The sequence below is a fragment of the bacterium genome (assembly GCA_030649025.1).
Lineage (GTDB): Bacteria > Patescibacteriota > Minisyncoccia > JAUYLV01 > JAUYLV01 > JAUSGO01.
Genome location: JAUSGO010000037.1, coordinates 15,587 through 40,022 on the forward strand (window position 1 = coordinate 15,587; position 24,436 = coordinate 40,022).

The window sequence follows — 24,436 nt, forward strand, 5'->3', positions numbered from 1 at the left end:
AAGGCACGCTATGTTTTTATCCACACACCCTATGAGACTGCTTCCGCTCCCATAACTGACAGAAGCTCAAGCCATTTCTCAAGCGCAATCTCACCCGGACGTTGCGTCGCCTTGATGCCTGTCTTTGCAAGCCATGTACCGACATCGCTGTTTTTATAAAGGGCATTAGGCCCTGTATTTTCTGCACTCGCCTCGCCTCGCCCGCCTTGCTGCGAGGCAGGCTGTAGCTTTGGCGAAGCAGGTCGGAAATGCAAAAGAGTACTTTTGTATTTCTCTCGACTCTCTTGAAAATAACATCGGGATAGGGTGTGGAAGAGCTGTTTACGGGGAGCGGAAAACGCATTTTTAAGCAGCGCAAAAAACGCTTTATCGGCTTTTTCGTCATAGACCCTGGAAACAGCAAGTTTTAGGATTGCGGAGTCTACCTTTGGCTGAGGGAAGAACGCGCTTTTGGAGACCATAGAGATAATTTTTGGCTCTGCATAATACTGCACAGCATTACTTAAAAGCGTTGCATGCGGCGGGCGCGCCGCAATACGCTGGGCAACCTCTTTTTGTACAAGAATCGTAAGAGAGGCTGGCTGATGCGGCGTTTCTAAAAATATCCGCAGAAAACGCGAGGTAAGATAATATGGAATATCCGCGACTATTTTATACTCCATGCCACGCAGACTGCGTGCCACAAGGTCAAACTTCAGAATGTCTCCTTGAACAATTTCCACGTTCTTATGGTCCGCAAAAAGTTCCTGGAGAATGGGAATGAGCGCGCGATCTTTTTCAACGGCAATGACACGGCCTACATGCTGGGCGAGAACCTGGGTAAGTGCGCCCAGGCCCGGCCCCGCTTCAAGTACGGTGTCGGTTTTTTTGAGGTCCGCGGCTTCAATAATGCGACGCAAAATTTCTTTGGAAACCAAAAAATGCTGGCCGAGAACTTTATTCGGCTGAAGTTTCCGGGCACGGAGAAGTTTTCTTAAATAAGAGGGGTTCGTAAGGTCCATACTTAAGGCGCGGGGGCGGCGGTCAGGGGCAGGGGGAGGAATCAAGGCATGACTTTACCGAAAAAGTGAGTTCGTCCGAGAAACGCTCTATGCCCGCAGCATCCTGAAGGCGCGCCTGCTCGCTCCAATCTCCGACGAGGCATCGGTCAAAGTTCCCGCTCGTGAACCAATGCCCAGTAGTTGGGTCGGTCTGCGGGGGGCTGAAATTCGTCCAATCACTCCACACGCTCCCGTTAAACGTTTGCTGTATCCATACATCGGCGCCGGCGGGACCGAGAACCTCCAGGGTCCAGGGCTCTTCAACACAAATGGGGGTTAAATCCGGATTTGGCAAAATGGTCCGCTGTTCGGCTCCTCCCGCCTTCAGGATCATGCAGGGCTTTACCTGAAAACTTATAATGTCGCCCTCCACGCCGCGGACGCGGGTTTGTATCTGCCAATCCGCGATAAGATCCGGCTTGAATTGCCCCGATAAAGACCATGAACCTGTGCTATCCGTCTTGGTTTGAAGCACCCCCGTGTAGGAACCAAGCGGTGTACCGTCGAGCGTGGCTCCGCCGAGAGAAACCCAGTCCTGAAGCAGAAAGCCGTCTTTCCAGATCTTCACAAACACATCCTCGTCCTTACTCGCCGAATCAATACGAAGCTCCCATGGATCGTCGGGACAGAACCTGACAGGCAGCGCATCTGTTCCGGTGCGAAGATTAGTTATGGTAAACGGGAACTGACCGACGTTTGCGGTGCAAGTTGCTGTAACTTTCTGGAAGGTGGTAAGGTCCGTTACTTCCACCCTTTGGGTGTAGTTTCCCGGAAGCGGAAACACATATTCGGGATTGCACCCGATTGCCTCAAATGTCCCCGACCAGCGGCAATCATAACTCCCCATTCCATTTGCGTGAATGCCGAAATGCACGCCGTCCTCCATATTTGCCGAAGAAGGGTTTGGCGTCGCAAAGCATGACACTTCAAGATTTTCTTGCGACGGCGCGCTCGCGGAAGTTCCAAGAGAATTCTTTGAACAACACACGTGTGTAGCGGAAACAAAATCCGCCCCATCAATGCACTCAACGGGACGTTCAGGATCTTGGCACTTGCTGTCAGGTGCCACCTCCCATTCACTTCTGAATCCGCCCGTGACCTCCGAGCAGGGATAATTTGCGGGGCACGTACCGCCCGATGCGGTATTGCACGGAATATCCGAAACACAGGAAAGATATTCAAAGTCACCCTCCGCGGTTTTTGCCTGAACGCAGGCATCTCCCTCCACGCGCCCGATACAGGGAGCGCATTGCGAGTCATCCCCGCAGGTGCCTTCTTCGGTCGGAGCGCAAAATGTTCCCGCATCTCCTTGAATTTTACAGCTTAGATACCCCCCTCCGGGAAGAAAGTCAATGGGCCTTACAACTCCTTCAAAAACGCCCGGTGCGCCGGAACCGATAAATTTAAAAAGATCCGGATTGATAAAGCGGAGTGTGGCGCCCGCAAACACCACAACCAAAAATCCAAGAAGCGCATGCACCAAGCGATCTTTGGCGTCCTCGGCCTTGGTGGGGTTCCCGACGGCTGTTAAGTATTTCACGCCGCCGTAGAAAAATGCAGCAAAACCCGCAATACCGACGGTCGCCAACCCATAGAGATATATGACGTGGATAAGTTGACTGGGAGAGTCCGGCGTAACGCTGCCTACCGGAGGCAAAATAAAGGAAGTTTCTGCATACACTGCAACCGGAAGCATGCCTAGAAAAAACATGCTTAATGCTTCAGCAAACTTTCTAAAAATTTTTCCCATACGCAGAAAACGAATTTAATCGCTTTAATCCGGAACGCATGAGCCGACGGCTGCATGACATCCTGTGTTGCAGGTAATGTATCTTACCGCCCAGGAACTATTTACCGCACCCCATATGTTGCAGCCGTTGGCATTGCACTCGTTCTTATTATACGCAAAAACGTATGGATGCCTCCCCAGAGGCCCGGAGCTGCCCTGGGTTGTCCCGCACTGCGAACCGGATTCTTTTGAGCACGCACATGTACAATTCCACCACTGTCCCACTGCGGTGTACCCGCTTCCGTCCGAGTATCCGACCTGCCCGTTGTCATCTGTCGTCCAGCTGTTCAGCGAAATATTCTGCACTTGGTCATAGGTCACCCCGGCGGCTTGAGCCACATCAACCATGCCCGTATTGCAGTTCCCGGTAGCCCTACAAAGCAGTGAGCCGGGAGCCTGCGTACAGCTTGCGGTCCCGCATCCGCTGCAAAGCGTCGTGGTTGTGCAGCCTACGGCAATAGTTTTGGAAAGAAGGGTCTGGCTGCATACTACAGGAGTAGGAGTTGGCGTAGGCGTGGGGGTTGTGGTTGGTGCAGGCGTGAGGGTTGGCGCTGGGGTTGGAAGCACTGTCGAGGAAGGCGGAGGACAGTCGGAGGTGTAGAACGCAAAGTACGAATCTATCGTAGCCGCATATTTTCTGGTTTCTGTGTAGCTGGTGTTTGCCTGACACGCGCCGAGGCTTGAAGAATCAAACGGGCACATCCAGCGGGGTATCGTGGTGGAACAATTTCCGCATATGGTTGAGGTTGATTGCGTGCAGCCGGCCGGGAGCGCATCAGAACCGCTGTTTCGGCAACTGCAGCTTGGGGCATTCACGCCCACTCCGCCGTAATACGCGGCGGCAGTATATTGGATTTCGCCCGGCGGATAGTTATTTTCACTTTTGAACCGCTCGGCGCTTCGCATATCAATCTCAAGAATACAGGCACCGACGGCTATCGCGATATCTGGATTGGAAACCATAATGGGACAGGCCTGGGTAATATCGCTTGCGCCAGAACCAAAAAGATACTGGCACGCCTTGAACTCGGAGGCTGGATCAAAAAGTATCTGCGGATTTACCCCCATAAGACCGCATCCGCCATCTGGGGTAGTACAGTCAAGATTCCCGCCTGGACATTCTTTGCGCATGATTGCCACAATGAGAGCCCGCGGGATACCAAATTTAGAAGCCGCTCTCTCTATCGCTTCGTCACACGTATAGGTGAAATTGGGCGACGTAACCGTTCCCGCACATGGCAAGACACAACTTGAGGGAAGCGCATCTCCCTTTGCCGTATTTAAACATGCTTCCGAAAAGGGTCCGGGGGCTCCGGCGTTTTGTCCGACCTCAAGTGCGTCGGAAATAATTTTTTCTTCCCCCGACGTCGCCTCAAAAAAGTATGAAGTCTCTGTAGACGCAAGAGGGATAATCCATGTTGAAGATGCTTCGTTCCCTAGGACCGTCCCGCTAAGTGCCATGCCGGTTTCCACGATACGGAAGGCTACGGGAATACCGTCATCGCAATCCTCCGTCACCACCACCAAGCCGACTTCCGCGCCGGGGACTGCAGTGCCGGCCCATTGCGCCGAAATAAACCTGCACGAATCTCCCGGCGCGCCGGCAGGTCCTTGCGACGGCGAACCGAGGCCCCCCGACCCCGGATTTCTTAACTTCAAAAAATCTGGATTGAGCGTGTAGAGAAAAATAACGGAAAAGAGAAAAACCGCAAGGCCCAGGAAAGCATGCAACATGCGGTCCTTAGCGTCGCTTACAACAGCAGGATTCCCTGCGGAAAAAAAATACCGGATCGCGCCTATCAAGAATGCGATAAAAACGGCTATGCCTACAATACTAAACGCAAAGTAAAAAATATACGCCACAAGCGATGCGGGACTTGTTGGCTCCGGTGCTCCCGTAACATCGGGAAGGGATGTGATGACTTGGGCAATTGCGGACTTGAACATTTACAAAATTTTAACTTCCGGTGCAAGCAGCAAGCGCAGTGCGCTGATTGCGGTCTATGGTGTACAATGAGTTTTCGGGAACCGTTGCGATGCCGTCAAACGCATTGCCGCCGTTACCTACAATCCATTGATTATCCATTTTCAGTTCAAAATGAAGGTGTGGGCCGAATACATTAGGTCCACAGTCCCAGGTAGTAAGCACACCGACTTGTTGACCGGCCTGAACCGTATCGCCCACAGCTACGCTTGGATCAATATGTGCGAGCACCGCACAGAAGGGGTCGTCTACACACTCCAATCCCTTGGAGGTGATAGTAATATAACGACCAAACTCGCCCTGGGAACCCAAGCTTCTATTTCTCATCACCTTTCCTGAAAATGGCGCAAATACCGGTACGCCCCGTAAAGCATTTTCATGTGCTTCCTCACAAGTTTTTCCCACACGCAAGTCTACCGCACAGTCGGGGTCTTGGCACGATACCCAGCCATGCCCGCTTCCGGGCGCTTTGTGCAAAGAACTGTTTACGGTGATGGCATAATCTCCATAATTTATTGGTGGTACAGCTCCTCCAGTTGGGCAATTTCCGCCGGTATTGACGCAAAGTCCGTCCTTTACCAAGAGCGTGCCCGAGGCCTTCTGCGTCAGGGCATCTCCTTCTCCGGCTCTTGCTATAAAGGTATACGTTCCGGTTTTCAACGGTTGCCACTGCTCCTGAACCACATTTGAAGAATCAAATAAAACAACGGGAACGGGCTGATTTATGGTAGCGCCGCTCGCGTCCACAATGTTAAGCGAAACGCCCCAGCCCTCGCAGTTTCTTCCTTGCACAACCATGGATACCCTATCGAATGCTTTTGTTACTTCATTATAGCACGCCTGGTTGTTGTCCCACGCGGCGCTCAAAAGCTGGCAGCTTCCCTCCGGAACATCGTCCGGAGGAATGACCACTATTGTTGGTATTTCCAGAATAGGTATGCCGGGATTCCTTAAGCGTACAAAGTCAGGATTTATAGTATAGAGAAGGGAGATTGCCGCAAGCACAAAAATAAGCCCGAATATCGCCGATTTGATACGGTCTTTCGCGTCGCTCTCGGCGCTGGGATTTCCCGCAGCGGTAAGGTACCGGAAGCCCCCTGCAAGAAGTGCTACAAGCGCCAAGGCTCCCACGAACACAAAGGAGAAGACAACGATGTAATTTACAAAAGCCGCCGGGCTTTTGCCCGGCTCCGCCCCGCCCACTGCAGGAAGATTGAGGCTTAAGGAAGCGGCAAAAACGGTTCCGCTTTCCCAGAGCAATATGAGTAGTACGGCAAGAAGCGCATACATAATAAACTCAAAATGCAAATCTCAAAATGAAAAGTTTTTGAATATCGTGGAAGTTTTTCTTGCAAGAAAAACTTCCACTCCTTAATTTTGATCTTTGATTTTTTATTTTTAAATTATGCATTACGATTACAATCGTAATGCGTATACGTATCCATCGCGGCGATTCACGAAAAATATCCGAGATTCGTCGGGAGCAAGTATGGGGTTTATCGCATCAAGAACCGGAAATGTCTCCTGGGAGCGAATGATGGTGCGGCTTGCGAGCGTCTCCACGTTTACCTGTAAAACGTTATCCGCGCTTATGAATATTCCCTTAAAATAATCTTCGGGAAACTGCAGGTCTTCCGGAACCTCTAGGGGCGAGGCGCAAATAACGGTGGCGTTGTCCCGCCTCCAGACGCATTTTTGTGCGAGTGTTACGATGCCAAAAAGTTCTCTGGGCTGCGTCTGGAAAAGCGTTCCCGCAATGGCGTGCATCATATTTCCGTCGGAAGTTGTGCGGGAAGCAAAAAGGCGCGAGCCGTCTCCCGACCACGTTACGTCAAGGCCCTCATAGTCCTGCGGGAGAATTTTGGTAAGTATGCCGGTTCGTGCGTTAAGTGCATATAAATGCGTCACGGAAGCGTATGAGGGTTTTGTTTGTACAACAATGGCGTCCTCCTTGGGCCAGGAAAGAAGAAAGTCGTCGAAAATCGGGTGGAACAAAGTTCTGAAGTTCGAACCATCGGGATTTGCGACCGCAATGATATCGTCGCCGTTTGTGGTGTTGAGATAGTGATAGACGATCTTATCGCCCCCGGGAGAAAACGCCACTTCGCGTATGTACTTGTTAAGTTCCGTTGCCTTTTTTTCCGCAACATTGTAAAAATATTTTCGCGGTGCATCGGTTTGGTCCATGACGGTGAAAACCGCTTTATCACCCGAGCGCGACCACACAATTTCCACCATGTTCTGATGCGGAACATCCGATATGCGCTGTTGATGCAAACCTTCGAAATCCGCCTGCCACAACATGCCGTTCGCGCGGGTGAAATATTGGACGGTATTTCCTGAAGGCGCAATCGCGGGAACAAATGCCGGTTCGTTCGAAACACGGTACAATCTTTGCCGCAAGCGTTCTTCCGGAGAGATGGGTTTTGGCAAAGACGGCTGCGGACTTGGTCGGGATCCACCGAGCAACCGGTTTAAAGCTTCGGGTAAAAATCCGAAGCGGGTTGTGGGCGCTTCCGGAGTAGACTCTTTTCCCCGATAGAAAAAGAAGTAATATACGGCTCCGACGATGGCGGCAACTGCAAGCACGATGATTATGATTTTGCGTCTTCGGGACATAGAAAATAAGAAATTAAATTAGATACAGGTCTCTACTACGCTGACACTTTTTGATGTCGATCCATAGGCACCGTACTGGTCGAAAACCGTCAACGTAACGGTAGTATCATTGGTAAGAAGTAGTACCTCAACCGTTTTTGCCGGCTGTATCCCGGTATAGAGCGGCACACTATTTTTGTCGGTCCAGTTAAAGCCTTCGATTTTGGCGGCAATGGGGCTAGTAGATGCGCTGCCATCCAGCTTAACGCGCGCGGCTCCGCTTGACCCGACTAAATAGGAACCGTTGGGGCATAACATCGTACCATCGCCCGTAACAACCGATATCGTGAACGAAGCTACCGGACCGCAGTCTCCGCAAACACGCCGGGTGTCGGACATGTTCGCTATAGCATTCCCCGAAGCGTCTTTCCCTTGAGCGACTATTCTGTGTATGCCGGGACCCGTAATACCTTCCTGCCATATCACGCCGCAACTCCCCGCAACCGGCGCGCATACGCCGGAATAAACTTCCGCAGAACTTTCATTATAAACCTTTATGCCGACCGTCACCACTTGCGATGGTGCCCGCACGTCTATGCGTAGAGGCTGGTCCGGCGTGACCGGCGTCACCGTGCCTCCGCCGGTCGGCGGCAGGGGGGAAATAATTTCGAACGTAAAGTATTGTGCCGTAGGATCCGAGCAGGAATCTCCCAGCGTGCAATCGGGAAAATCGGCAGGACAGGAATTCATGCAATCGGCAACAAGGAACGGCCCGCACACGGCTGGATCGTCGGGAGATACGGCAGTGCCTCCTTCGTTATCCTTCTTCGTGCACGAATGATTCATAGGATCGCAATCTTCCCCCACGATGCAGGCACAGCAACGTTCCGATGCGCTGCACAACCCATTACAGCCGCCGAGGTTATCAATCCAGCCGTTGCCTATCGCTCCGCAATCCCTGCCTCCCAAGCCTTCGGGTGATGATTCGGTAGGAAAACATAGTCCTTCGCTTTTTGCATCTTCTTCCGGTGGAAAGGTGTTCGGAACGGTTTGTGTAAGGGGTGCGGTGTTTATTGCGGAGAAGTTCACCAGGTCCGGATTTATGGTATTGAGAATGAGGTAACTTCCCAGCACCACCAAAAAACCAAGAAGCGCATGCGAGATCTGGTCTTTTGCATCCTGCTCCCCTCCCGGGCTCCCTGATGCAAGCACATACCGCACGCCGCTATAAAGAAGCATGATGGCCGCGGCAAGCGCCACAATCCCCATGAGCCACAGATATATATAACGAACAAGCTCGGCAAGGTTTCCCGGAGCAGATTCGCCATCAATCCCCGGCAAGGGCACTATCAGCTTGTAGCCACCGATATCTGTTATGGGCTGGGCATTCACGGTCGGACCGAACGCTGCCAGCCCAAGAGCTACTACCGCGATACCAAGTACTATTTTCGACCATGAGCGTATCATTAGGTGATTACCGAATTACGAATTACGAATTACGAATTCTGCAAAAAAACAAATCCGTAATTCGCAATCCGCAATCAGAAATTTTCAATTCTTGCAGCTATCGGATGGTTATCGGCACCGAAAATTCTCCGCTTTCCGTTCTTTTTGGATTTTTATTCTCCACCGTGAGTTGCAATGATTTTTCTATTTGAGTTCCTGCCTTGAGTTTTGCCTGACCGATATTGAGCGTGAATACGTCGGGATTCCGCGCGGCTTCGGGAAGCGTGTTTTCATCGAACAGCCAGGTAAAGCGCAGGCCGCGCAGGGTCTGCACGTTAAAATAGTACGGAACGGCAACGGCAGAAAATTTTCCTGCGGGAGCCGCCTGAAATGATCCGCGCCCAGCGTCATCACGGTCGTATTTCCCCGTCCGTATTTGATGAAAAACCACCTGCGGCCGGGCGCGCTCAATAACGATCTCTTTGAAAATATCGATGTTCCCCGCAAGATCGGTGATATGCACCGAAACCGTGTGGCTGGAGAAGGGAAATCCGATGAGCGCCTGATTTTTCCCGATACCGAGAGCATCAAGCGGCGTATCGTCATCTATGGTCCAGGTGTAGTCGAGAAGGCCGAATGCGGGAGGCACAAAAGGCTGGGCCGACACCACGATAGAGCCTTGCAGGGTGGGAAGAGCTTTGCCGCGATACCCGGGCGGAGTATAGCTATCGGTATACCAGACGATATCCGCATCAACAACCGGTATCAAAAGTGCGGCCTGTATTATTCTGCCTCCGGCAAGACGCGCCTGCATCCGCACCGAGTGTATGGTGCCCAAAACCCCGGATGTGAATGAGAGCGTGTTTTGCCCGACGCCGGAAAAGGCCGGCATGGCTTTATTGTCCAGGAACCATTGGTAGTTTGTGGAAGCGCCTTTCTCCAAGTCCGGGAACTGAAATCCTCCGGCGACATTAAAGTCCGCGCTCACCGTTACCCGGGTTTTCGGGAATGGGCTTTGCGGATCCGCATTAAGCAAAAGAGCTTGATCGGTTGTGCTTTGCGTAACGGGTGCCTCCCGGCCCGAAGCAGTTTCATCCCCGGGAAAGGCTTCCTGAATAGCTCTAAGTTCTTCCTCGAGAACGCCGGGCGGAAGAATGCTGTTTATCGAATCCTTTATGTATTTTCTATAGGTATCAATTTGACCCTTCTGGTCTTTGGGGAGTTGAGCGGCAAAACCCTTAAGATACTGTTCGATGAGCGCGTCAATATCGGGCATAGAAATGTCCTGGGCGCGGCCGGAAGAAAGCGGCAGAAACAACAATGCCGCAAGAAGCGCTACAATTATGTTTTTTGAAATAGAATGCATACTCATGTTCAGCTTATAGCTAATAGCTTTTAGCTTATAGAATTAATTGGGAGAAGAAATCATCTTATCCAATATTTTTCACCTATAAGCTATCAGCTAAAAGCTAGGGGCTCTTTCTCTGGTTTATGCCGCTTCTCCCGCCGTCTCGTGTTGCGCCGAAAGCTCTTCCTGGCGATAGCTATACTGCTCCTGTTGTCTTGCCTCCTGTTGTTCATTTCTACGCTCGCTCTGGGCAGTCTCATACGCCGTTTTATGTTCCCAGTAAGCGTGGAGTACCAGGATAGTCCATGTGGGCACAATTTCCCCGACCCAGGGAATAATTTCAATAACGGTGGTGGCAATCCATCTCAGGACACGGTTTTTTAATCTTCCGGCTATGGTGCCACCGCCCGAGCCCTGTTTTTTTACGCCGCGCGCGACTGACCAAATACCGAGCGCCGCCGAGGTTGCAAAGTCAATAATTTTCAATATAAGAAGCCAAACGCCCGTAAAAGTAAAAATGAATGATATCCAGTCAAGACCGTCATTAAGGACCGCAATGGCTCCAATCAGCATATATTCTCCGGAATTCGGCGGACTTGCCGTGATGCGCTTCTTTCTGGCTTGTTGGCGGTTCTTTGTAAGTCGGTCGCGCATGCTTGCGAAACGACCTTGCGCAAGTTCTGCGGAATGATCTTGGGATGGTTGGGGCTCATCGGGCATGATTGGGGAAGCTGATAGCTAATAGCTTTTAGCTTATAGCACTTGATCCGAATAAGACATCTTGGGGGTTAGCGATTGAGCATTTAGCTACTTTTCGGCGGCGGCAAATTCATCTTTTGCCTTCTGCAGCGCAAGCAGCTGGCTGGGATCTGACGTGATAATTTGGTCTTCGGTGTAGGAGGCGATGGTTCGCATTGCGATATGCTTTAAGCCCGCAAGTAAAAGTCCTTCTCCGATGTCGTTTGAGAGCAGGAGGTATTTTTCTTCTTCGGTAAGATTGAATGTTTTTTGCACAACATCAACGGCCGCGGGAGACTGCTTGAACAAAAACTGTATGGAGGCATTTGTTACGATAGGTTTTCCGAAGCTTGAGTTCATGAAGTCCGGCACATCCTGCGTAATAGTGGTAAGGCCCACAAAATATTTCCGTCCGCGCTTGGCGATGGCGAACAGGAAGGAGCCGCCTTCGGGGTATTTCATAAGCCACCATGCCTCGTCCACCACAATAATGCGTTTGCGCAGGTCCGAACGTATGATGTTCCAAATATGCTGAAGAATGATGTACATGGCGATGGGACGCAACTCTTCTTCCATGTCCCGTACGGAAAACACCACAAGCTTGTTCTTAATGTCCACATTGGTCGCTTGATTCACGAATCCCGCGAACGACCCTTCGGTATAACGGCTAAGGCGCTTGGCGATGCCCGATCCCCCATCCATGCTGGAGAGCACCGTCTGCAGGTCCTGCATTAAGGGAGGAGTGATGTTCGCGAAATTAGTTTCTGCCGTAATATCGCGCGACGCATAGGTCTCTATAACCGCTTTATCAAGCACGCCCTCCTCTTCCGAAGATATGTTTCCGAGCATAATCTTCAAAAGGCCAACGAGGTTTATAATGTTTCCCCTGAACAGCTCCTGCGGTCCTTCGTCGGGACGGGGAAGCGGGAGGTCGAAGGGATTGATGTGATAGGGTGAGGCAATGGAAATGTTGAAAATGGTGCCGCCCACTGCCTCGGCAAGATGTTTGTATTCATTTTCCGGGTCTATGACGATAACGTCATTGCCTATCATCAGCGAACGTAATATCTCCAGCTTTATTGCGTACGATTTTCCGCTTCCCGACTTTCCAAAGATCGTCATGTTGGCGTTTTCCAGATCGAACCGGTCAAAGAGCACAAGAGAATTATTGTGGCGGTTAAGGCCGTAGAGAATCCCGCGGTCCGAGGTGAAGGTGGACGAAACGAACGGAAATGACGTGGAGAGCGGCGCGGTATTCAGGTTGGTGTTCACGAAAAGATTGTCGGTTCCCAACGGCAGAGCCGATTGAAACGCGATGTCCTGCTGAAAAGCCGCGGATTTTGCGTAAATAAGACGCGCCTCCAGAGTACTGATAATAAGACTCTCAACATCACTAAGTTCCTTTGGCGTATCACCGTAAATCGTCACATAAAGTCCGAATCTGAAAAGTTTTTCGGTTCCCTGAATAAGCCTGTCCCGCAAGTCTTCAATGTCGCGTCGCGCCGTATCAAGCACGGGATCGCGCACCAGCCCCTTCTCGCGTTCAATGTTTATCTGCGATTCCACTTCAGTAAGTTTCTTCCGAAGTTTTTTGAGCACCTCTGCAACATCGGTGGGATGGATAAACATGGTGATATCCATGACCCGGTCCGCGTTGATGATCGGCGAGAACCACCCCGTGTTGAGATACCGGGGATACAAGAATACGAAAAGCGTCCGGCATAAGCGCGTGCCGATCTGCAGATAGTTCGGCGTTATTTTAATGGCCGATGGCGCGATCAAATCCTGCACGGACGGCTGGTCAACCGTTTTTTGGATAAGTTCGCCTACATTTGATGTAATGTCCTTCTCCATATATTAATCACGAATTTACAGATATTTCACGAATCTACAGATTCACGAATAGGAATGTATGCATTCGTGAATTCGCGTTATTCGCGTACTATTCGCATTATTAGTGATTCTTAAACAGCGGATCCGGGTTCCTTGAAACTCACTCCCTTCTCGCCCTCCGAGGGGTTATAGAGCAGATACAGAAGTTCCGTAATATCTTCCGTGGTTAAAAGTACCGCCCGCACTTCAACCCCCCTTAGACCCATGATAATGTGATCCACGCGCTGCAGAAGCTGCGTGCGATACTCTTCAAATTTTTCCTGTTCTTCCTCCGCTTTCTTTTTCTTCTCCGGTTTTATGCCGGAGACCGCTTCCATGAACTTTTCAAACATCCCTTCGGATTTCGTTTCTATCGGAGCAAATGGGATCGTCACATAGAAGTTCTTGGTCATCACGTTCGTAAGGCGCACAAGGCTCTGAATGAAATCAATGTACTCGGCGATCTGGATACGTAAAAGTTCGGTGGATTGTTCGGCGAGCTTTCCTTTGAGGAATTCAACGTACGGCTCAATGTTCAGCTTGCGGGAATTTATGGAGATCTCAACGGCAAAATCCAAAGAATTAAGAAATGCCTGATATCGGTAGATGATGGCGTCCTTTTCTTCCTGTGATTTCAGGTCAAAGTTTATGGAAGAGCACATCACGATCATGCGCATGCCTTTGTTTTTGAGCGTGATTACGCCGTCTTTCAAATTCTCAACGGTGACAAACTGTTGGGTTGAACTGGCTTCTTCGGTAACTAATTTTCCTCGTTTTGTTGGCATACAATGGTATCGATACGAATATACAAATTATATTATTTCAGTTCCTCCGCTTCTCCTTTCATGTCAAGCTGCCAGGCAAGCGCCCGTATCCTCCCCTGCTGGGGCCTCGGCTTTTGCGGTATGGCGGCTCGAAGCGCGTCTTCAAATATGACTCTTTCCGGTACCTCGCGGAGCGGCCCCTCTGCCTTTTTTTGCCAAATGAATATTTGCGGCATAAGGCTATAACGCATGAATGACCCGATGAACGCATGCAGTGGCATATTGTATATTTTGAAAAACGCCAGCGCCGAGAAAATTCCCATGATAAATAGGGATGCAAGCACCCAAACGCCGAACTTCAGGGTGAAATACAAAATGAAAACAATGCCCCCGCCCATGAGCAGCCACAAAAATTGCTTCATGGTAAGCGGCCCGATGATCTTGTCTTCCACTTCAATGAATTGCGGAACGTTATAATGCATGATTTAGCTGATAGGTCATAGCTTATAGGGGGCCGGGCCTTCCTTCTCTTCTTTATAAGCTACTGACTCAGATCAACAACATTTCCTTTGATCTTTGGTTCTGCGCCCTGGCGGTTCTGTATCAAATTTTTCTCAAGTAATTTCGAAATATCTCCCGGGCGCGCGACAAATTTATTTTTCTCCGGAGGCGTCCATGGCACGTCTCTCTCCAGCGCGCGGTTGCCCGATGCTAGTTGGCCGGAAGCGCTGTGCGGCAGCGGGGGCACCGGAATTTCCATACCTCCAAAAAGCTCCGGAACTTCCAATGTTCCTCCAGACTGCATTTCCGGGTACGCCACGGCTTCTTCTTTCTTCTCCTCTCCGCCGAGCCTTGGCATCGCAGGCTTCTCCGCCGGAATTTTTCCGCCAAGCTCTTTTATCGTGGCATCGATATCCGGAAAGAGCGGCCAGAAGGGATAGAGGTGATCTTGCAGGATGGCAAGAGAAATCATTTTTGCCTTTTCGGAATCTATCCCAAGATTTTCTTTAATCGCTGCGGATAGCTTCTGCGTGGGCAACGTGCCGATGGTTACATGCATTATAATTGTGGTCAGAGAAGAAGCTTGTTCTTCGGTCAGAGAATATTTTTTCTCGAGCGAATCTAGAAACGCCAAGTTTTCTTCTCTCACGAGCATCCGGAATACGGTATCGGATATTTCTATTGGAGGTATTGGAAATTCCATATTAGGGGTTCTTTGGTACCGGTAATTTTATACCGCATTGAGCCGCAAGATATTGCATATACTCATCGCGCCCTGCCTGATATAGCCACGCCTTGTTTTTACTGTTTTTATTATATGCGTCCTTGAACGTATTGATACGTTCTTTCTGGTCGATGTTCTCCAGGAAGTATGATAACTGGCTGATTCGGGCGGCCTCCGCCACTTCTTTGCGAGCGGTCGGGTGTTTATTGGATTTTCGGCCGAGCGTTTCCATATCTTCATTCTTAAGCGTAGAGAAGAAACTGCGTTTTGCCTCTCCCGATTCTTTTTGCCAGTCCAGACCGTTCTTATCAGCACCGGCACCGGAGTTGTTGAACGGCTCAGTATTGCCGCTCGCCATCGTGTATATACCCATGCGCTTGGCGTTATTATCGTTGTAGTACACGTTCGCGTCATTTGCCGCAATGGCCGCTGTGCGATCAGCGTCAAGTCTCGCCTTTAGATTCTGCTCATAGAGATCATGAATGCCGGACTTATCGAATGCCCTGTCTGTTTCCTGGATATGGATGGTACCGCGAAGCTCTTCAAATTTCTTATACCGATCAACGGCATCTGATGTAAGAACTTTATTTTTGGTGACAGGATCAATGGTGGTCGCATTGTAGGAGATGAATCGTTCGAGGTTCTCGTCTTTCATGCCAATAGCGATAGACTTGCCGAAGTCTTTTTTCACCGCACCGCTAGAGTCAGTGATGCCCTCCAGAAACTTTTCCGGACGCAGCATAAGAAACGCTTCACGAGAATTCGTATTGCTGGCGTTGAAATCCTCCGCGGTGTTACCGGTGGTGAACTTTGCCGCAAGGCCGGTGATGAGCGCTTCGCGTGACTTTTCACCGAGCTTTTCTCCAAAACGATACATGGCCTGCGGAGTTTCTCCAAGCTCTTTTTCAATAGCTTCCACGACAATCTTGTCCTTCAGCGATTCCTCGCTTATATTTTCCATGGTCCCCGTTCGCCTTGCCTCACGAACGCCTTTCTGTTTTTCTTCGTCGGTTACGCCTAGGTGTGGCATAGCGGCAAGCAGGGGTTTAATGGTCTCGTAGTCGTATGTCGCCCGGCCAACATTAATAGCGCTCTTGATTTCTTCCTTGGCTTTTTTCTGGTTTTCCGGCGTCTGCTCGTTCAGGTCTCGGCGCTGGGCAAGAAGCGTGGCGATGGCCATGCGGTCGGTTATATTAGCCGAGTCTATGGTGCCTGCGGTGTTGGCGAGCGTGCCGGTTGATAGGGAGGCATATTTCTTCATGGCTTCGGCAATTGCCGCGCGGTTTTGCTCGCCGGCTCCCATCATTCCGCGGGACAAAGCACCCATGCCGGGTAACTTGGCCAGGGGACTATTAGCAAGCCAATTTCCGGCCTTCTCTGCATACGGCGCGGCGCGCTCCTTTGCCCGGTCGGCAGTATATTTCACGGGCGCCAACGCTCCTTTAGCGGCACCCCGTGACATCGCCCCCATCGCCCATCGTTGTCCTGCTCCCGCAATGCCGATAACTCCGCTAGCCGCCATGCCGCCGATAGACTGCGCCGCCCAAGGACCCGCGAAAATAAAAGCCATAACGATGGCGTACTGGATGATATATTTTACCGAAGCAAGAAATAGGTTTGCGCTAACTCCCGAGATGGTTTTTGCAATGGGAGAGTCTGCAACACTACCAGTGAAGGGGCTTATGCCTAGCGAATTAATTTCTTGCGCGTATGCCGCAAGCAGGTAGAAAAAAAACACCATGATGGGCGCCACAAACACCCATTTAAGAAAATTACTCCACCACATCTGGGCATATTGGCGCGTTCCCGGAAGTATCCATGCGATCCAGGCAAAGGGCGCGAAAATGATAAGAAGCCACAACATCACAATACGCACAATGAACGTGAGCGAGGCCAACAGGAGTCCAATAGCGGCGATCCACATGAGCATCGCGCCCATAAGTGAAGAGAAAATAAACTTTACTTGCGTCGAAACTGAAAAAACGGCTTTAGCTGTATCTGTAACCGTATCCCAAAAATCCTTACTCGGCGCAAAAAGCTTATAAGCATTCAGGAGCTTCATAATTGCGTCTCCAAGCGGAATTCGTTCGGTGCCGCCCGGATGCAAAAAGAAGCTTGTAAGAAGATTCCCTACATCAATAATCACCCCCGCAATAACCTTGGAAAAGTTGATGAGAAGCGCCACGATGATGAGGCGCGGCAGAAGAGCTTTAAGCCCATAAGTCTCCTGCCTGAATATGGTTGCAAATCCGATGACCAAGAGAATGAGGATGAAAAGAAGATTTACAAAATCAAGCGACACGCGCCAGCCTACGTTCACGATGGCTACATTGGTAATATCTGTTACGTTTAAAACGGTGTCGATGACAACGACCGCAAAATTCATCGCCCCCGCGCCAAGCAACATGATGATATATGATACGGCATACAGGATTAGGGTAGTGGGCGCGAATAAGGGTCCAAGGATAGCATCAGACAGCTCCCCGGCTCCTTGAAGAACCGCCCCACTAATGTTTTCTTCCACTGCTTTTGCAAAAGATACAAAACCGGGTAAAACAAAAAGCGCCGCCCCCACGCCAAGCGCAAAAAACAAAGCAACTATTTTTTGCTTTGAAAGAAATCCTCTCTCCATCCAAGAGAGTTTTTTGAGAAATATCCCAATGCGATGAAGTATTAACAGCATTAGTTTGCCCGCGAGAAAATCGCGTATTACAATCCCGAAGAAATTTGAGCGATTCCCGCCTACTTATTTATGGGCAGGGGGTGGCGCACTCGGGATCAGAGGCAGCGGAGCAGGCGGATTGGCAATTAGCAACGCTGGTGTAACATCCGCCAATGCCTCCAGTGAGAGTCTCCTTGCAGCTATAATCGCCGGTCGGACAAGCAGAGCAAAGCGCAGTACAACTGCCGGCCCCTCCCCGAGCAACGCCCTCAACACACCTACAGCTTCCCGAGGTTGTGGGTGAATTTTTTGTCACTCTTTGGCACGATGCGCTATTCGGGCATTGAGCATCACTATTACAGTAATCGCCAGACGTCCCTCCTCCTGAACCGCCACACTGCACGCAATTACCACTAGCGCATCCGCTGCCGCCATCATTCGCGTCAAACACACAGAGTGCGCTGGTGTCCCTACAGATTGCGGTATTATCAGAACATGCCCACTTTCCATCGGCGCAGGTCCCGCCCTTTTTTGCCGATACGCACTGCGGCGGCATACTGCCACCCACATTAATCGTCGTCCCCTTCGCGGGAGTTTTTCCCGCACAGGAAAGACACATGAACTTGGTTCCGATAAGTTTATTGAGCAATACATTGACCACTGCTCCTATGAGGTCGGACAGTTCATGCACGTTGACCCAGCCTCCAACATCCTGTTCGAGCGTCGCAGAGACCTTTTTTGCCACAACGCTTCCCGGCGTTACATTTTCAAAATCCGCGCACGATTCCGATTTAAAATCTTTCCCGTTCACCACCGAAGCGAACGCCACATTTACCGCGCAGTTTTTTATCCCAACGAATCCTTGCGACGAGATCTGTTCAAGCTCCCCCTGTTTGCGCTTGTCTTGGACCCCGAAGGTTCTCTCATCGTTGAGAAGCAATATCTGCCCGTAAAAATTATTCTCCGGCCTTAGGATCTGGTTGAACATATCAAACCCGCCCTGGCTAAAATCGTTAAAAAAGCTTCTTGCCCTTGAGGGATTTTTTAAGGTGCATTTAAGCCGGGGATATCCGGGAATATCGGGAATCGTAATGCTCGGCGTTCCTGTGCCGAACGGGTAGCACAGACGTGAAGCGGCGGCACGCAGATTGTGCGTGAGCAGTGCTTGGCTCACGAGTCTTTTGAAGAATTTTTCCGGATTTTTAACGAACTGCGGCTGGCCCTTAAAACCCCTGCGCACCCAATCGGCAAGCGAACGCAAAAATAAGGTCGAGGCCACTTGTGCGACTCCCTTTGCAATAGGATTGAGAACCTGTTCTCTTAATGTTCTGGGAGTATCAGCTGCCGTGTGACTCGCAGCGACTACGCCAATAACTGATTCGGGGACGGTCTGAACGAGGGGTATTATGGCTTTTGCTTGTTTTGGTGCGGAGAGGAGGCCAAATGAAAACTCAACACCGAGCATGAAAATAAATAATAGGATGGCAACATACGGTCTTGTTTTGCGTAAAGTCTTCATAATAAGCAAGATTCAAATTGATATAATAAAATAGTTCCGGTAAAATTTGTACAATCCTATCCCTTCAGCATCTCTATTGCTTTTTCTTTCCAAGCATCCCAATCGTCACCAACGCTCACAAGCATGGCCAGCCCATAAAAGGGGCGAAGCGGATCGTTTTTGGTATCCGTGATGTACGAGATGGCGAGCCGTTGCGCTGTGATAATAGCGATCTCATCCTTATGCATTTCTTTCCAGCTTGAGGGAACCGGGAGCGTGCGTAGATTTTTTTCCATGAGAGAGAGCGCCGGAATGATTTGTGTCTCTGCCAACGTCTTGAGCTCCGGCGCAAGACTGCCGTTTCCAGCCGCAACTCCGTCCCCAATTCCGGAAAGAAATTCCTGAATGTCGCTTACGGCATTTTTTTCCGAAACAATGGCAAAAAGCCCTTTTATATAGATTCCAACCGCTTCGGCACTGTTGTCGTTCGAGACGACAAGTTCGGCATCTTCCAGTTGCCGGATTTTTGCAATTTCCGGATTTTGAAGGAAGGCGTCTGTGAGGGTTGAAGCAACCTGCTCAATATCTTCTGGCTTGTATCCCAGTTTGAACTGGACCTCATCCGTGCTTGTTGACTCGGTAATATAGAGGCGGTCGTTTTCGGAAACATCGTTAAGAAGGGTTCCTATAAATTGATCGCTGTACGGCGCGTCTTGCTCCCCGGCGATCAATGAATTCAGCGAAGTGTCTCGGGGAAAATTCGTTCTATCGAGCGGATCGGTGCCCAGAGCAACCTCCTCGCCGTCCATGTAGTCATCGCCATCCGTATCGGGGTTTCCCGGGTTGGTGAGCGTGCGTGCCTCTTCTTCGTCTATCAGGCCGTCATAATCCGCATCCATATCTTCATACTGCTCCTCCGCAAAAGGCTGTACGCTTTTTTGAGGGAATCTTCCGGGTCCTTGAGAAAAAAACAGCACAAAAATAGCAATGCCCGCGCACGTAAAAAGGATAACTGAAGCGATTATTTGCTCTTTTTTCAACAATACACCCATGGTATTTAGTATATCACCATTTTATCAAAGCCTTTTCATATACTTATCCACACGTAATTAAGATGATTTAAGTATGTGGTAAGATACGACAGGACTGTTTAAAATCGTCGTTTTCGTGGAAAATAGCCAAAAAAACTCATCACAATATATTCTTCTATTTTTGGCAAGTTTTCTTGCCCTATACTTTGAACTGGTCATTATCCGATATCTTTCAAGCGAGATACGGGTCTTTTCATACCTTAAGAACCTGCCACTTGTCGCATGTTTCTTCGGGCTTGGGCTTGGCATGGTGCTTGGGGAGCGCGAGAAGTTTTTTACGCGGATTTTTCCTTTCACGATGCTTGCGCTTTTTTTGCTGATGCGTTTTGCACCAGAACTTAACCTGACGCATCTTCCTTTCCCCACATTCGACTACATTATTTGGGGGAAAGTTGACGTTGAGAGCTCTCCTCTCATGCAGCTTCTGCGCTACGTGGGAATCATCACGTTTATCTCGGCGCTTGTGGTATGTTTTTCCATACCGCTTGGCAGCCGTATCGGCCGGTATCTTCAAGGTCTTCCGACGCTCAAGGGCTATGCCACGGACCTTGCAGGAAGCATCGCGGGAATCGGCATGTTCTCCCTCTTGGCATTCCTGGGCACGCCGCCGTGGGTTTGGGTCGGTGTCGGCTCGATTTTGCTTTTCGTTTTTCATCGAAATAAAATTTTTGACTGTGTCGTTCTTGCTGCAATTCCCCTTCTGCTCATCAGTTCCCCTTCCGGAACGCTCTGGTCTCCCTACTACCGCATTTCTCTTGAAGAGCGGCCGCCGCTTGAAAAAGAACAGCGGTCATCGGCCATATATCTTTCGGTAAACTATGATTACCACCAAAAGATCTTGGATTTATCTGACGCGTTTTTCAAAAAACATCCTGAAACGGAACCGAACAGCTCGGCACTGCTCACTTATGACCTTCCGTATCTGGTACGTCCCGAAGCAAAAGATGTGCTTATTTTAGGAGCCGGGACGGGAAACGACGTGGCTTCCGCCTTGCGGCACGGCGCAGAACACGTAGATGCCGTAGAAATCGATCCAACCATCCTTGAGATTGGCAGATCGTATCATCCGGAAAAACCCTATGATTCCCCGAAGGTTTTTGTGCACGTGGACGATGCGCGCGCGTATTTGAAAAAAACCAAGGCTCGCTACGACCTGGTGGTGTTCGCGTACCTCGATTCGCATACCCTGCTTGCCAATTCCTCTTCACTGCGGCTCGACAATTACGTCTATACCGTTGAAAGTCTGCAGGAAGCCAAGAATCTGCTTTTGCCGGGGGGAACGCTGGTGCTTGCTCATGGAACCGGCAAACTTTTTGTGAGCGCGCGCCTTTACCGGATGCTTAAAGAGGTATTCGGGGAAGCTCCAAAAACGTACTTTACGAATTATGATGGCGGAGGGACGGTGTTTGTCTCCGGATCCCGCAGGGATCATCCCCGACTTGAACATATTCCGATCATCAATGAAGAATTTGAGAGAACCGGAGCCGCACTTTCCCTTGCAACCGACCGCTGGCCGTTCCTGTACCTGCGTTCCCGCACGATTCCCGCTTCCTACGGCATCATATTTTTTCTGCTCATGCTTGCGTATTTCTTTTCCAAGCCCGTGCTTTTTCCGAGAAGGACGTCGGCGGACGAGAAGACAATTGTCTGGACAAGATCTAACATCCATTTTTTCATGCTTGGCGCGGCATTTTTACTGCTTGAAACGAAAGCCGTCACCGAACTCTCTTTGCTTTTCGGTTCAACATGGATGGTCAACACCGTGGCTATTTTTGCGTTCCTTCTCATGGCGATGCTGGCAAATGCGCTTCTTATGCGGATCGTCCCGTCGCGGAACATTATCTACGGAATGCTTTTTGCGTCGCTTCTTGTCAGTATCTTCTTCCCGCTGGGCATTCTTGCCGGACTTTCGTTTGCGCCAAAGCTTCTTGGCTCCGGAGTTGTTCTGGCTTCTCCCGTATTTTTTTCCGGCATGCTTTTTTCCCGCGCATTCAGGGACGCTACACGTCCGGGAGAAGCTTTGGGAATGAACCTTCTGGGAGCGCTTGTGGGAGGCGTTGCGGAGAATGCCGTAATGATCGGTGGCACGCTCTTGCTTGGGGGACTTGCCGCGATTTTTTATATAGTATCGCTATTGGCGGTCGTTGAGGTAAAAAAGCGGACTGAAAAACTTTGATGGAGATTTTTTATCTCATCGAAAAAAATCCTGAAAAATATTCTATTCTTCGTCCATGGACGCGAAGTGAGAAACATGATAGTATGGCATACATGCTAAGCAAAAAAAATATTACGACGGCCGTTTTTATTTTTTTTGTCACAACTTTTTTCGTTGCTTCTTTTTCCCGCGCCCAAGAAGAATTCCCGGAAGGGTCTTTTTGGCGCGCCGGGGGGGACGAGCGCATGTACATCATCTCCAATGGCCGCAAACGCCACATTACCACCGAGGCGGTGCTGAACTCTTACGGGAAAGGTGTGGCCGATGTGAAAGAGGCCGATCCGGATATCCTTTTTGGTATTCCGGACGTGCGCGTCATGCGTCTTGCCGGCTCCACGGACATTTACGATATCGTGAGCGGCCAGAAAGAGCTTATTCCGTCCGCAGATGAATTTCTCGGAAGAGGTTATGTCTGGGATGAAGTTTCCAATGTAAACCGGACAGAGCTCGACAGCTACGCTACGGTGGTTGTTCCGGAAATAATATTGTTCCCGAGCCCGACTCCGGGCGTAAGTCCGACTTCTGTATCACCCACTCCGATACCCAGTCCGACCGAATCGCTTCTTCTAAAAAAAATAGCACAGGCAAGAGATCTTTTGCGCGCGGCAGCACCTTTATATCCGCAGGAGCATCGTCTTGGCGCCGGAGGATTTCGGAAGACCGCAGAACAGGTTATCGCCCTCCAAAAAAAACTCCAGCAACTTGGCTTTTTTCCGGCCTCTGTCCTGCCGAACGGAAATTACGGACCGGCTACCACCCAGGCCGTAAAAGCCTTCCAGCAGTCAAAGGGGCTTTCCCAACCCGGAACCGTGGGGCCGCAAACGCTTGCAGCTTTGCAAAAAGTCGGTCTTTCCTTTCCGTCGACGGGGACGCTTGTTAAGAATTGGCGAGCCGCAGCACCCGTGACGCGCGACGTGCTTCTTGCCGCATGGAACGAGACTACGGGAGATATACGGCTTATCCATGCGACCATCGGCAGTACAAAAATAAAAGTCGGCAAAAAAAAGGTAACGGTTCCCATTGCGCATTCCGAAACTGCCGGTTTTTCTGTCCACTACCAGTCGGGCAATGGAGCAAATACCCGGTACCTCGTCACTTCGCCTCCGGGATATCAGGTGCTGGCAAACCGTTACCCCATTTTTGATTCAAATACCGGCACGACAACTTATCCGCCCGATGAGGAAGTGTATGTGCCGTATAATGATGCGTTCCGCACTCCGGAAATTGTAGCATCGGGCCGACAATATCTTGATCGGGTGATAACACAGGCGCTTGGGGATCTAGGCGCAAGACAGATACAGTCTGCTACCGGACGCGGCCTCATCGCCGATCTTACCGATCCGGATGAATTGAAGAATATCGCCATTATTGAACATATCGACCCGGCAGAATTCGGACGCACGCCGGATAAAGAAGGCGTAGTGAACAAGGTGTTTACGATACTTGGCACTAACCGGGAAGACGCGTTCAAGTTCAGCGGCTCTTCCAAGGGCGCTTTAGGACTTGCGCAATTTATCCGCAGCACCTACAACATCATCTATAAACAGTATCCGGCAGCCGCTCTTCTTCCCGGTTTTGAAGCGGGCATGGCTAATCATGTGAACGCAATTAAGGCGATGGCGCTCTATCACGATGTGTCGGGCGCTACGCTTGAAAATCTTGTACGCGAGCGCATCGCGCAAGAGCCCGCGGATCTTGCCTGGGTGCTTGCCGAAATACGCGCCGCAGCATACAACGGCGGCGCGGGGCGCGTGAAAAAAGTAGTCACGGTGCTTGGCCCGCAGTGGGTTTCGACGACGGCGGAGGCAAAAAAGACATTGAACTCGGAGGTCGCAAGCCTTAAAGCGCAAATTAAAGCTGCGACCGGTAGCGTGAAGACCGCACTAAACGCGCAACTTAAACAAAAACAGAAACAAGTTGCATCCATCGCCTCTACGGTGTTGCGCAATGAGACTATCACCTATCTCCAAAAATTTAGAGTGGTCCGGCAAATTCTAAGGCAATAGCAGAATCTGAAATTGACAGAAGAGAAATAGCGCGATAGTATTTAACATCCTGAATAGGATGTTTTTGTTTTGTTAGTTCTTTGACAAAGGAGGTCTTCGTGAGACTGCCAAGATGTTTTTTGAGGTGCTTCTTGATCATTATCGCCATCGGTGTGCAATT

General features: G+C 50.3%; 18 protein-coding genes. 2 read left to right on the forward strand and 16 right to left on the reverse strand.

Going from position 1 to position 24,436, the window contains the following annotated elements; genetic code table 11:
* Positions 1–29 precede the first annotated feature (29 nt).
* From rsmA to Q7S09_05775, 15 genes are all read right to left on the reverse strand, one after another.
* A complete protein-coding gene (gene rsmA / locus Q7S09_05705; protein ID MDO8558640.1) occupies positions 30–1,001 on the reverse strand; it encodes a 16S rRNA (adenine(1518)-N(6)/adenine(1519)-N(6))-dimethyltransferase RsmA in 972 nt (323 codons plus the stop codon).
* Between the two features lie 22 nt (positions 1,002–1,023).
* Entirely contained in the window at positions 1,024–2,790 is a 1,767-nt protein-coding gene (locus Q7S09_05710; protein ID MDO8558641.1) for a hypothetical protein, read from the reverse strand.
* A gap of 24 nt (positions 2,791–2,814) precedes the next feature.
* On the reverse strand, positions 2,815–4,776 hold the full coding sequence (locus Q7S09_05715; protein ID MDO8558642.1) for a hypothetical protein: 1,962 nt from the start codon (positions 4,774–4,776) through the stop codon (positions 2,815–2,817).
* 10 nt (positions 4,777–4,786) lie between these two features.
* Positions 4,787–6,121, reverse strand: coding sequence for a M23 family metallopeptidase (locus Q7S09_05720; protein ID MDO8558643.1), 1,335 nt, complete (start codon positions 6,119–6,121; stop codon positions 4,787–4,789).
* Positions 6,122–6,229: 108 nt separating this feature from the next.
* Positions 6,230–7,432 (reverse strand): hypothetical protein, encoded by a 1,203-nt coding sequence (locus Q7S09_05725; protein MDO8558644.1) that lies wholly within the window; start codon positions 7,430–7,432, stop codon positions 6,230–6,232.
* 18 nt (positions 7,433–7,450) lie between these two features.
* Positions 7,451–8,878 carry a pilin gene (locus Q7S09_05730; GenBank protein MDO8558645.1) on the reverse strand — a complete coding sequence of 476 codons (1,428 nt, stop codon included), beginning with the start codon at positions 8,876–8,878 and terminating at the stop codon, positions 7,451–7,453.
* A gap of 97 nt (positions 8,879–8,975) precedes the next feature.
* Positions 8,976–10,223 (reverse strand): hypothetical protein, encoded by a 1,248-nt coding sequence (locus tag Q7S09_05735; protein ID MDO8558646.1) that lies wholly within the window; start codon positions 10,221–10,223, stop codon positions 8,976–8,978.
* Positions 10,224–10,346: 123 nt separating this feature from the next.
* The gene (locus tag Q7S09_05740) at positions 10,347–10,925 is read right to left on the reverse strand and encodes a hypothetical protein (protein MDO8558647.1); all 579 of its coding nucleotides are present in this window, start codon (positions 10,923–10,925) and stop codon (positions 10,347–10,349) included.
* 87 nt (positions 10,926–11,012) lie between these two features.
* The gene (locus Q7S09_05745; protein MDO8558648.1) at positions 11,013–12,797 is read right to left on the reverse strand and encodes an ATP-binding protein; all 1,785 of its coding nucleotides are present in this window, start codon (positions 12,795–12,797) and stop codon (positions 11,013–11,015) included.
* A gap of 110 nt (positions 12,798–12,907) precedes the next feature.
* Positions 12,908–13,600 carry a hypothetical protein gene (locus Q7S09_05750; GenBank protein MDO8558649.1) on the reverse strand — a complete coding sequence of 231 codons (693 nt, stop codon included), beginning with the start codon at positions 13,598–13,600 and terminating at the stop codon, positions 12,908–12,910.
* A gap of 32 nt (positions 13,601–13,632) precedes the next feature.
* Complete coding sequence (locus tag Q7S09_05755) at positions 13,633–14,061, reverse strand: PrgI family protein (GenBank protein ID MDO8558650.1); 429 nt, start codon at positions 14,059–14,061, stop codon at positions 13,633–13,635.
* Between the two features lie 59 nt (positions 14,062–14,120).
* The gene (locus Q7S09_05760; GenBank protein MDO8558651.1) at positions 14,121–14,783 is read right to left on the reverse strand and encodes a hypothetical protein; all 663 of its coding nucleotides are present in this window, start codon (positions 14,781–14,783) and stop codon (positions 14,121–14,123) included.
* A gap of 1 nt (position 14,784) precedes the next feature.
* Positions 14,785–17,487 (reverse strand): hypothetical protein, encoded by a 2,703-nt coding sequence (locus Q7S09_05765; GenBank protein MDO8558652.1) that lies wholly within the window; start codon positions 17,485–17,487, stop codon positions 14,785–14,787.
* A gap of 67 nt (positions 17,488–17,554) precedes the next feature.
* Positions 17,555–18,985 (reverse strand): hypothetical protein, encoded by a 1,431-nt coding sequence (locus Q7S09_05770; GenBank protein MDO8558653.1) that lies wholly within the window; start codon positions 18,983–18,985, stop codon positions 17,555–17,557.
* A 56-nt stretch (positions 18,986–19,041) separates the two neighbouring features.
* On the reverse strand, positions 19,042–20,016 hold the full coding sequence (locus Q7S09_05775) for a hypothetical protein (GenBank protein ID MDO8558654.1): 975 nt from the start codon (positions 20,014–20,016) through the stop codon (positions 19,042–19,044).
* Positions 20,017–20,176: 160 nt separating this feature from the next.
* On the opposite strand from Q7S09_05775, the gene Q7S09_05780 reads away from it, so the two are divergent.
* On the forward strand, positions 20,177–22,231 hold the full coding sequence (locus Q7S09_05780; protein ID MDO8558655.1) for a methyltransferase domain-containing protein: 2,055 nt from the start codon (positions 20,177–20,179) through the stop codon (positions 22,229–22,231).
* 83 nt (positions 22,232–22,314) lie between these two features.
* Positions 22,315–24,276 (forward strand): peptidoglycan-binding protein, encoded by a 1,962-nt coding sequence (locus Q7S09_05785; protein MDO8558656.1) that lies wholly within the window; start codon positions 22,315–22,317, stop codon positions 24,274–24,276.
* Here Q7S09_05785 and Q7S09_05790 read toward each other — a convergent pair.
* Positions 24,245–24,436: hypothetical protein (locus tag Q7S09_05790; protein MDO8558657.1), on the reverse strand; the 192-nt coding region annotated here is incomplete at its 5' end. The two genes, Q7S09_05785 and Q7S09_05790, sit on opposite strands and share 32 nt — an antisense overlap.

Bases quoted from the DNA above. Each gene is read 5' to 3' on its own strand.
- rsmA (MDO8558640.1), bottom strand. From the start codon at position 1,001: ATGGACCTTACGAACCCCTCTTATTTAAGAAAACTTCTCCGTGCCCGG.
- Q7S09_05710 (MDO8558641.1), bottom strand. From the start codon at position 2,790: ATGGGAAAAATTTTTAGAAAGTTTGCTGAAGCATTAAGCATGTTTTTT.
- Q7S09_05715 (MDO8558642.1), bottom strand. From the start codon at position 4,776: ATGTTCAAGTCCGCAATTGCCCAAGTCATCACATCCCTTCCCGATGTT.
- Q7S09_05725 (MDO8558644.1), bottom strand. From the start codon at position 7,432: ATGTCCCGAAGACGCAAAATCATAATCATCGTGCTTGCAGTTGCCGCC.
- Q7S09_05730 (MDO8558645.1), bottom strand. From the start codon at position 8,878: ATGATACGCTCATGGTCGAAAATAGTACTTGGTATCGCGGTAGTAGCT.
- Q7S09_05735 (MDO8558646.1), bottom strand. From the start codon at position 10,223: ATGCATTCTATTTCAAAAAACATAATTGTAGCGCTTCTTGCGGCATTG.
- Q7S09_05740 (MDO8558647.1), bottom strand. From the start codon at position 10,925: ATGCCCGATGAGCCCCAACCATCCCAAGATCATTCCGCAGAACTTGCG.
- Q7S09_05745 (MDO8558648.1), bottom strand. From the start codon at position 12,797: ATGGAGAAGGACATTACATCAAATGTAGGCGAACTTATCCAAAAAACG.
- Q7S09_05750 (MDO8558649.1), bottom strand. From the start codon at position 13,600: ATGCCAACAAAACGAGGAAAATTAGTTACCGAAGAAGCCAGTTCAACC.
- Q7S09_05755 (MDO8558650.1), bottom strand. From the start codon at position 14,061: ATGCATTATAACGTTCCGCAATTCATTGAAGTGGAAGACAAGATCATC.
- Q7S09_05760 (MDO8558651.1), bottom strand. From the start codon at position 14,783: ATGGAATTTCCAATACCTCCAATAGAAATATCCGATACCGTATTCCGG.
- Q7S09_05765 (MDO8558652.1), bottom strand. From the start codon at position 17,487: ATGCTGTTAATACTTCATCGCATTGGGATATTTCTCAAAAAACTCTCT.
- Q7S09_05770 (MDO8558653.1), bottom strand. From the start codon at position 18,985: ATGAAGACTTTACGCAAAACAAGACCGTATGTTGCCATCCTATTATTT.
- Q7S09_05775 (MDO8558654.1), bottom strand. From the start codon at position 20,016: ATGGGTGTATTGTTGAAAAAAGAGCAAATAATCGCTTCAGTTATCCTT.
- Q7S09_05785 (MDO8558656.1), top strand. From the start codon at position 22,315: ATGGCATACATGCTAAGCAAAAAAAATATTACGACGGCCGTTTTTATT.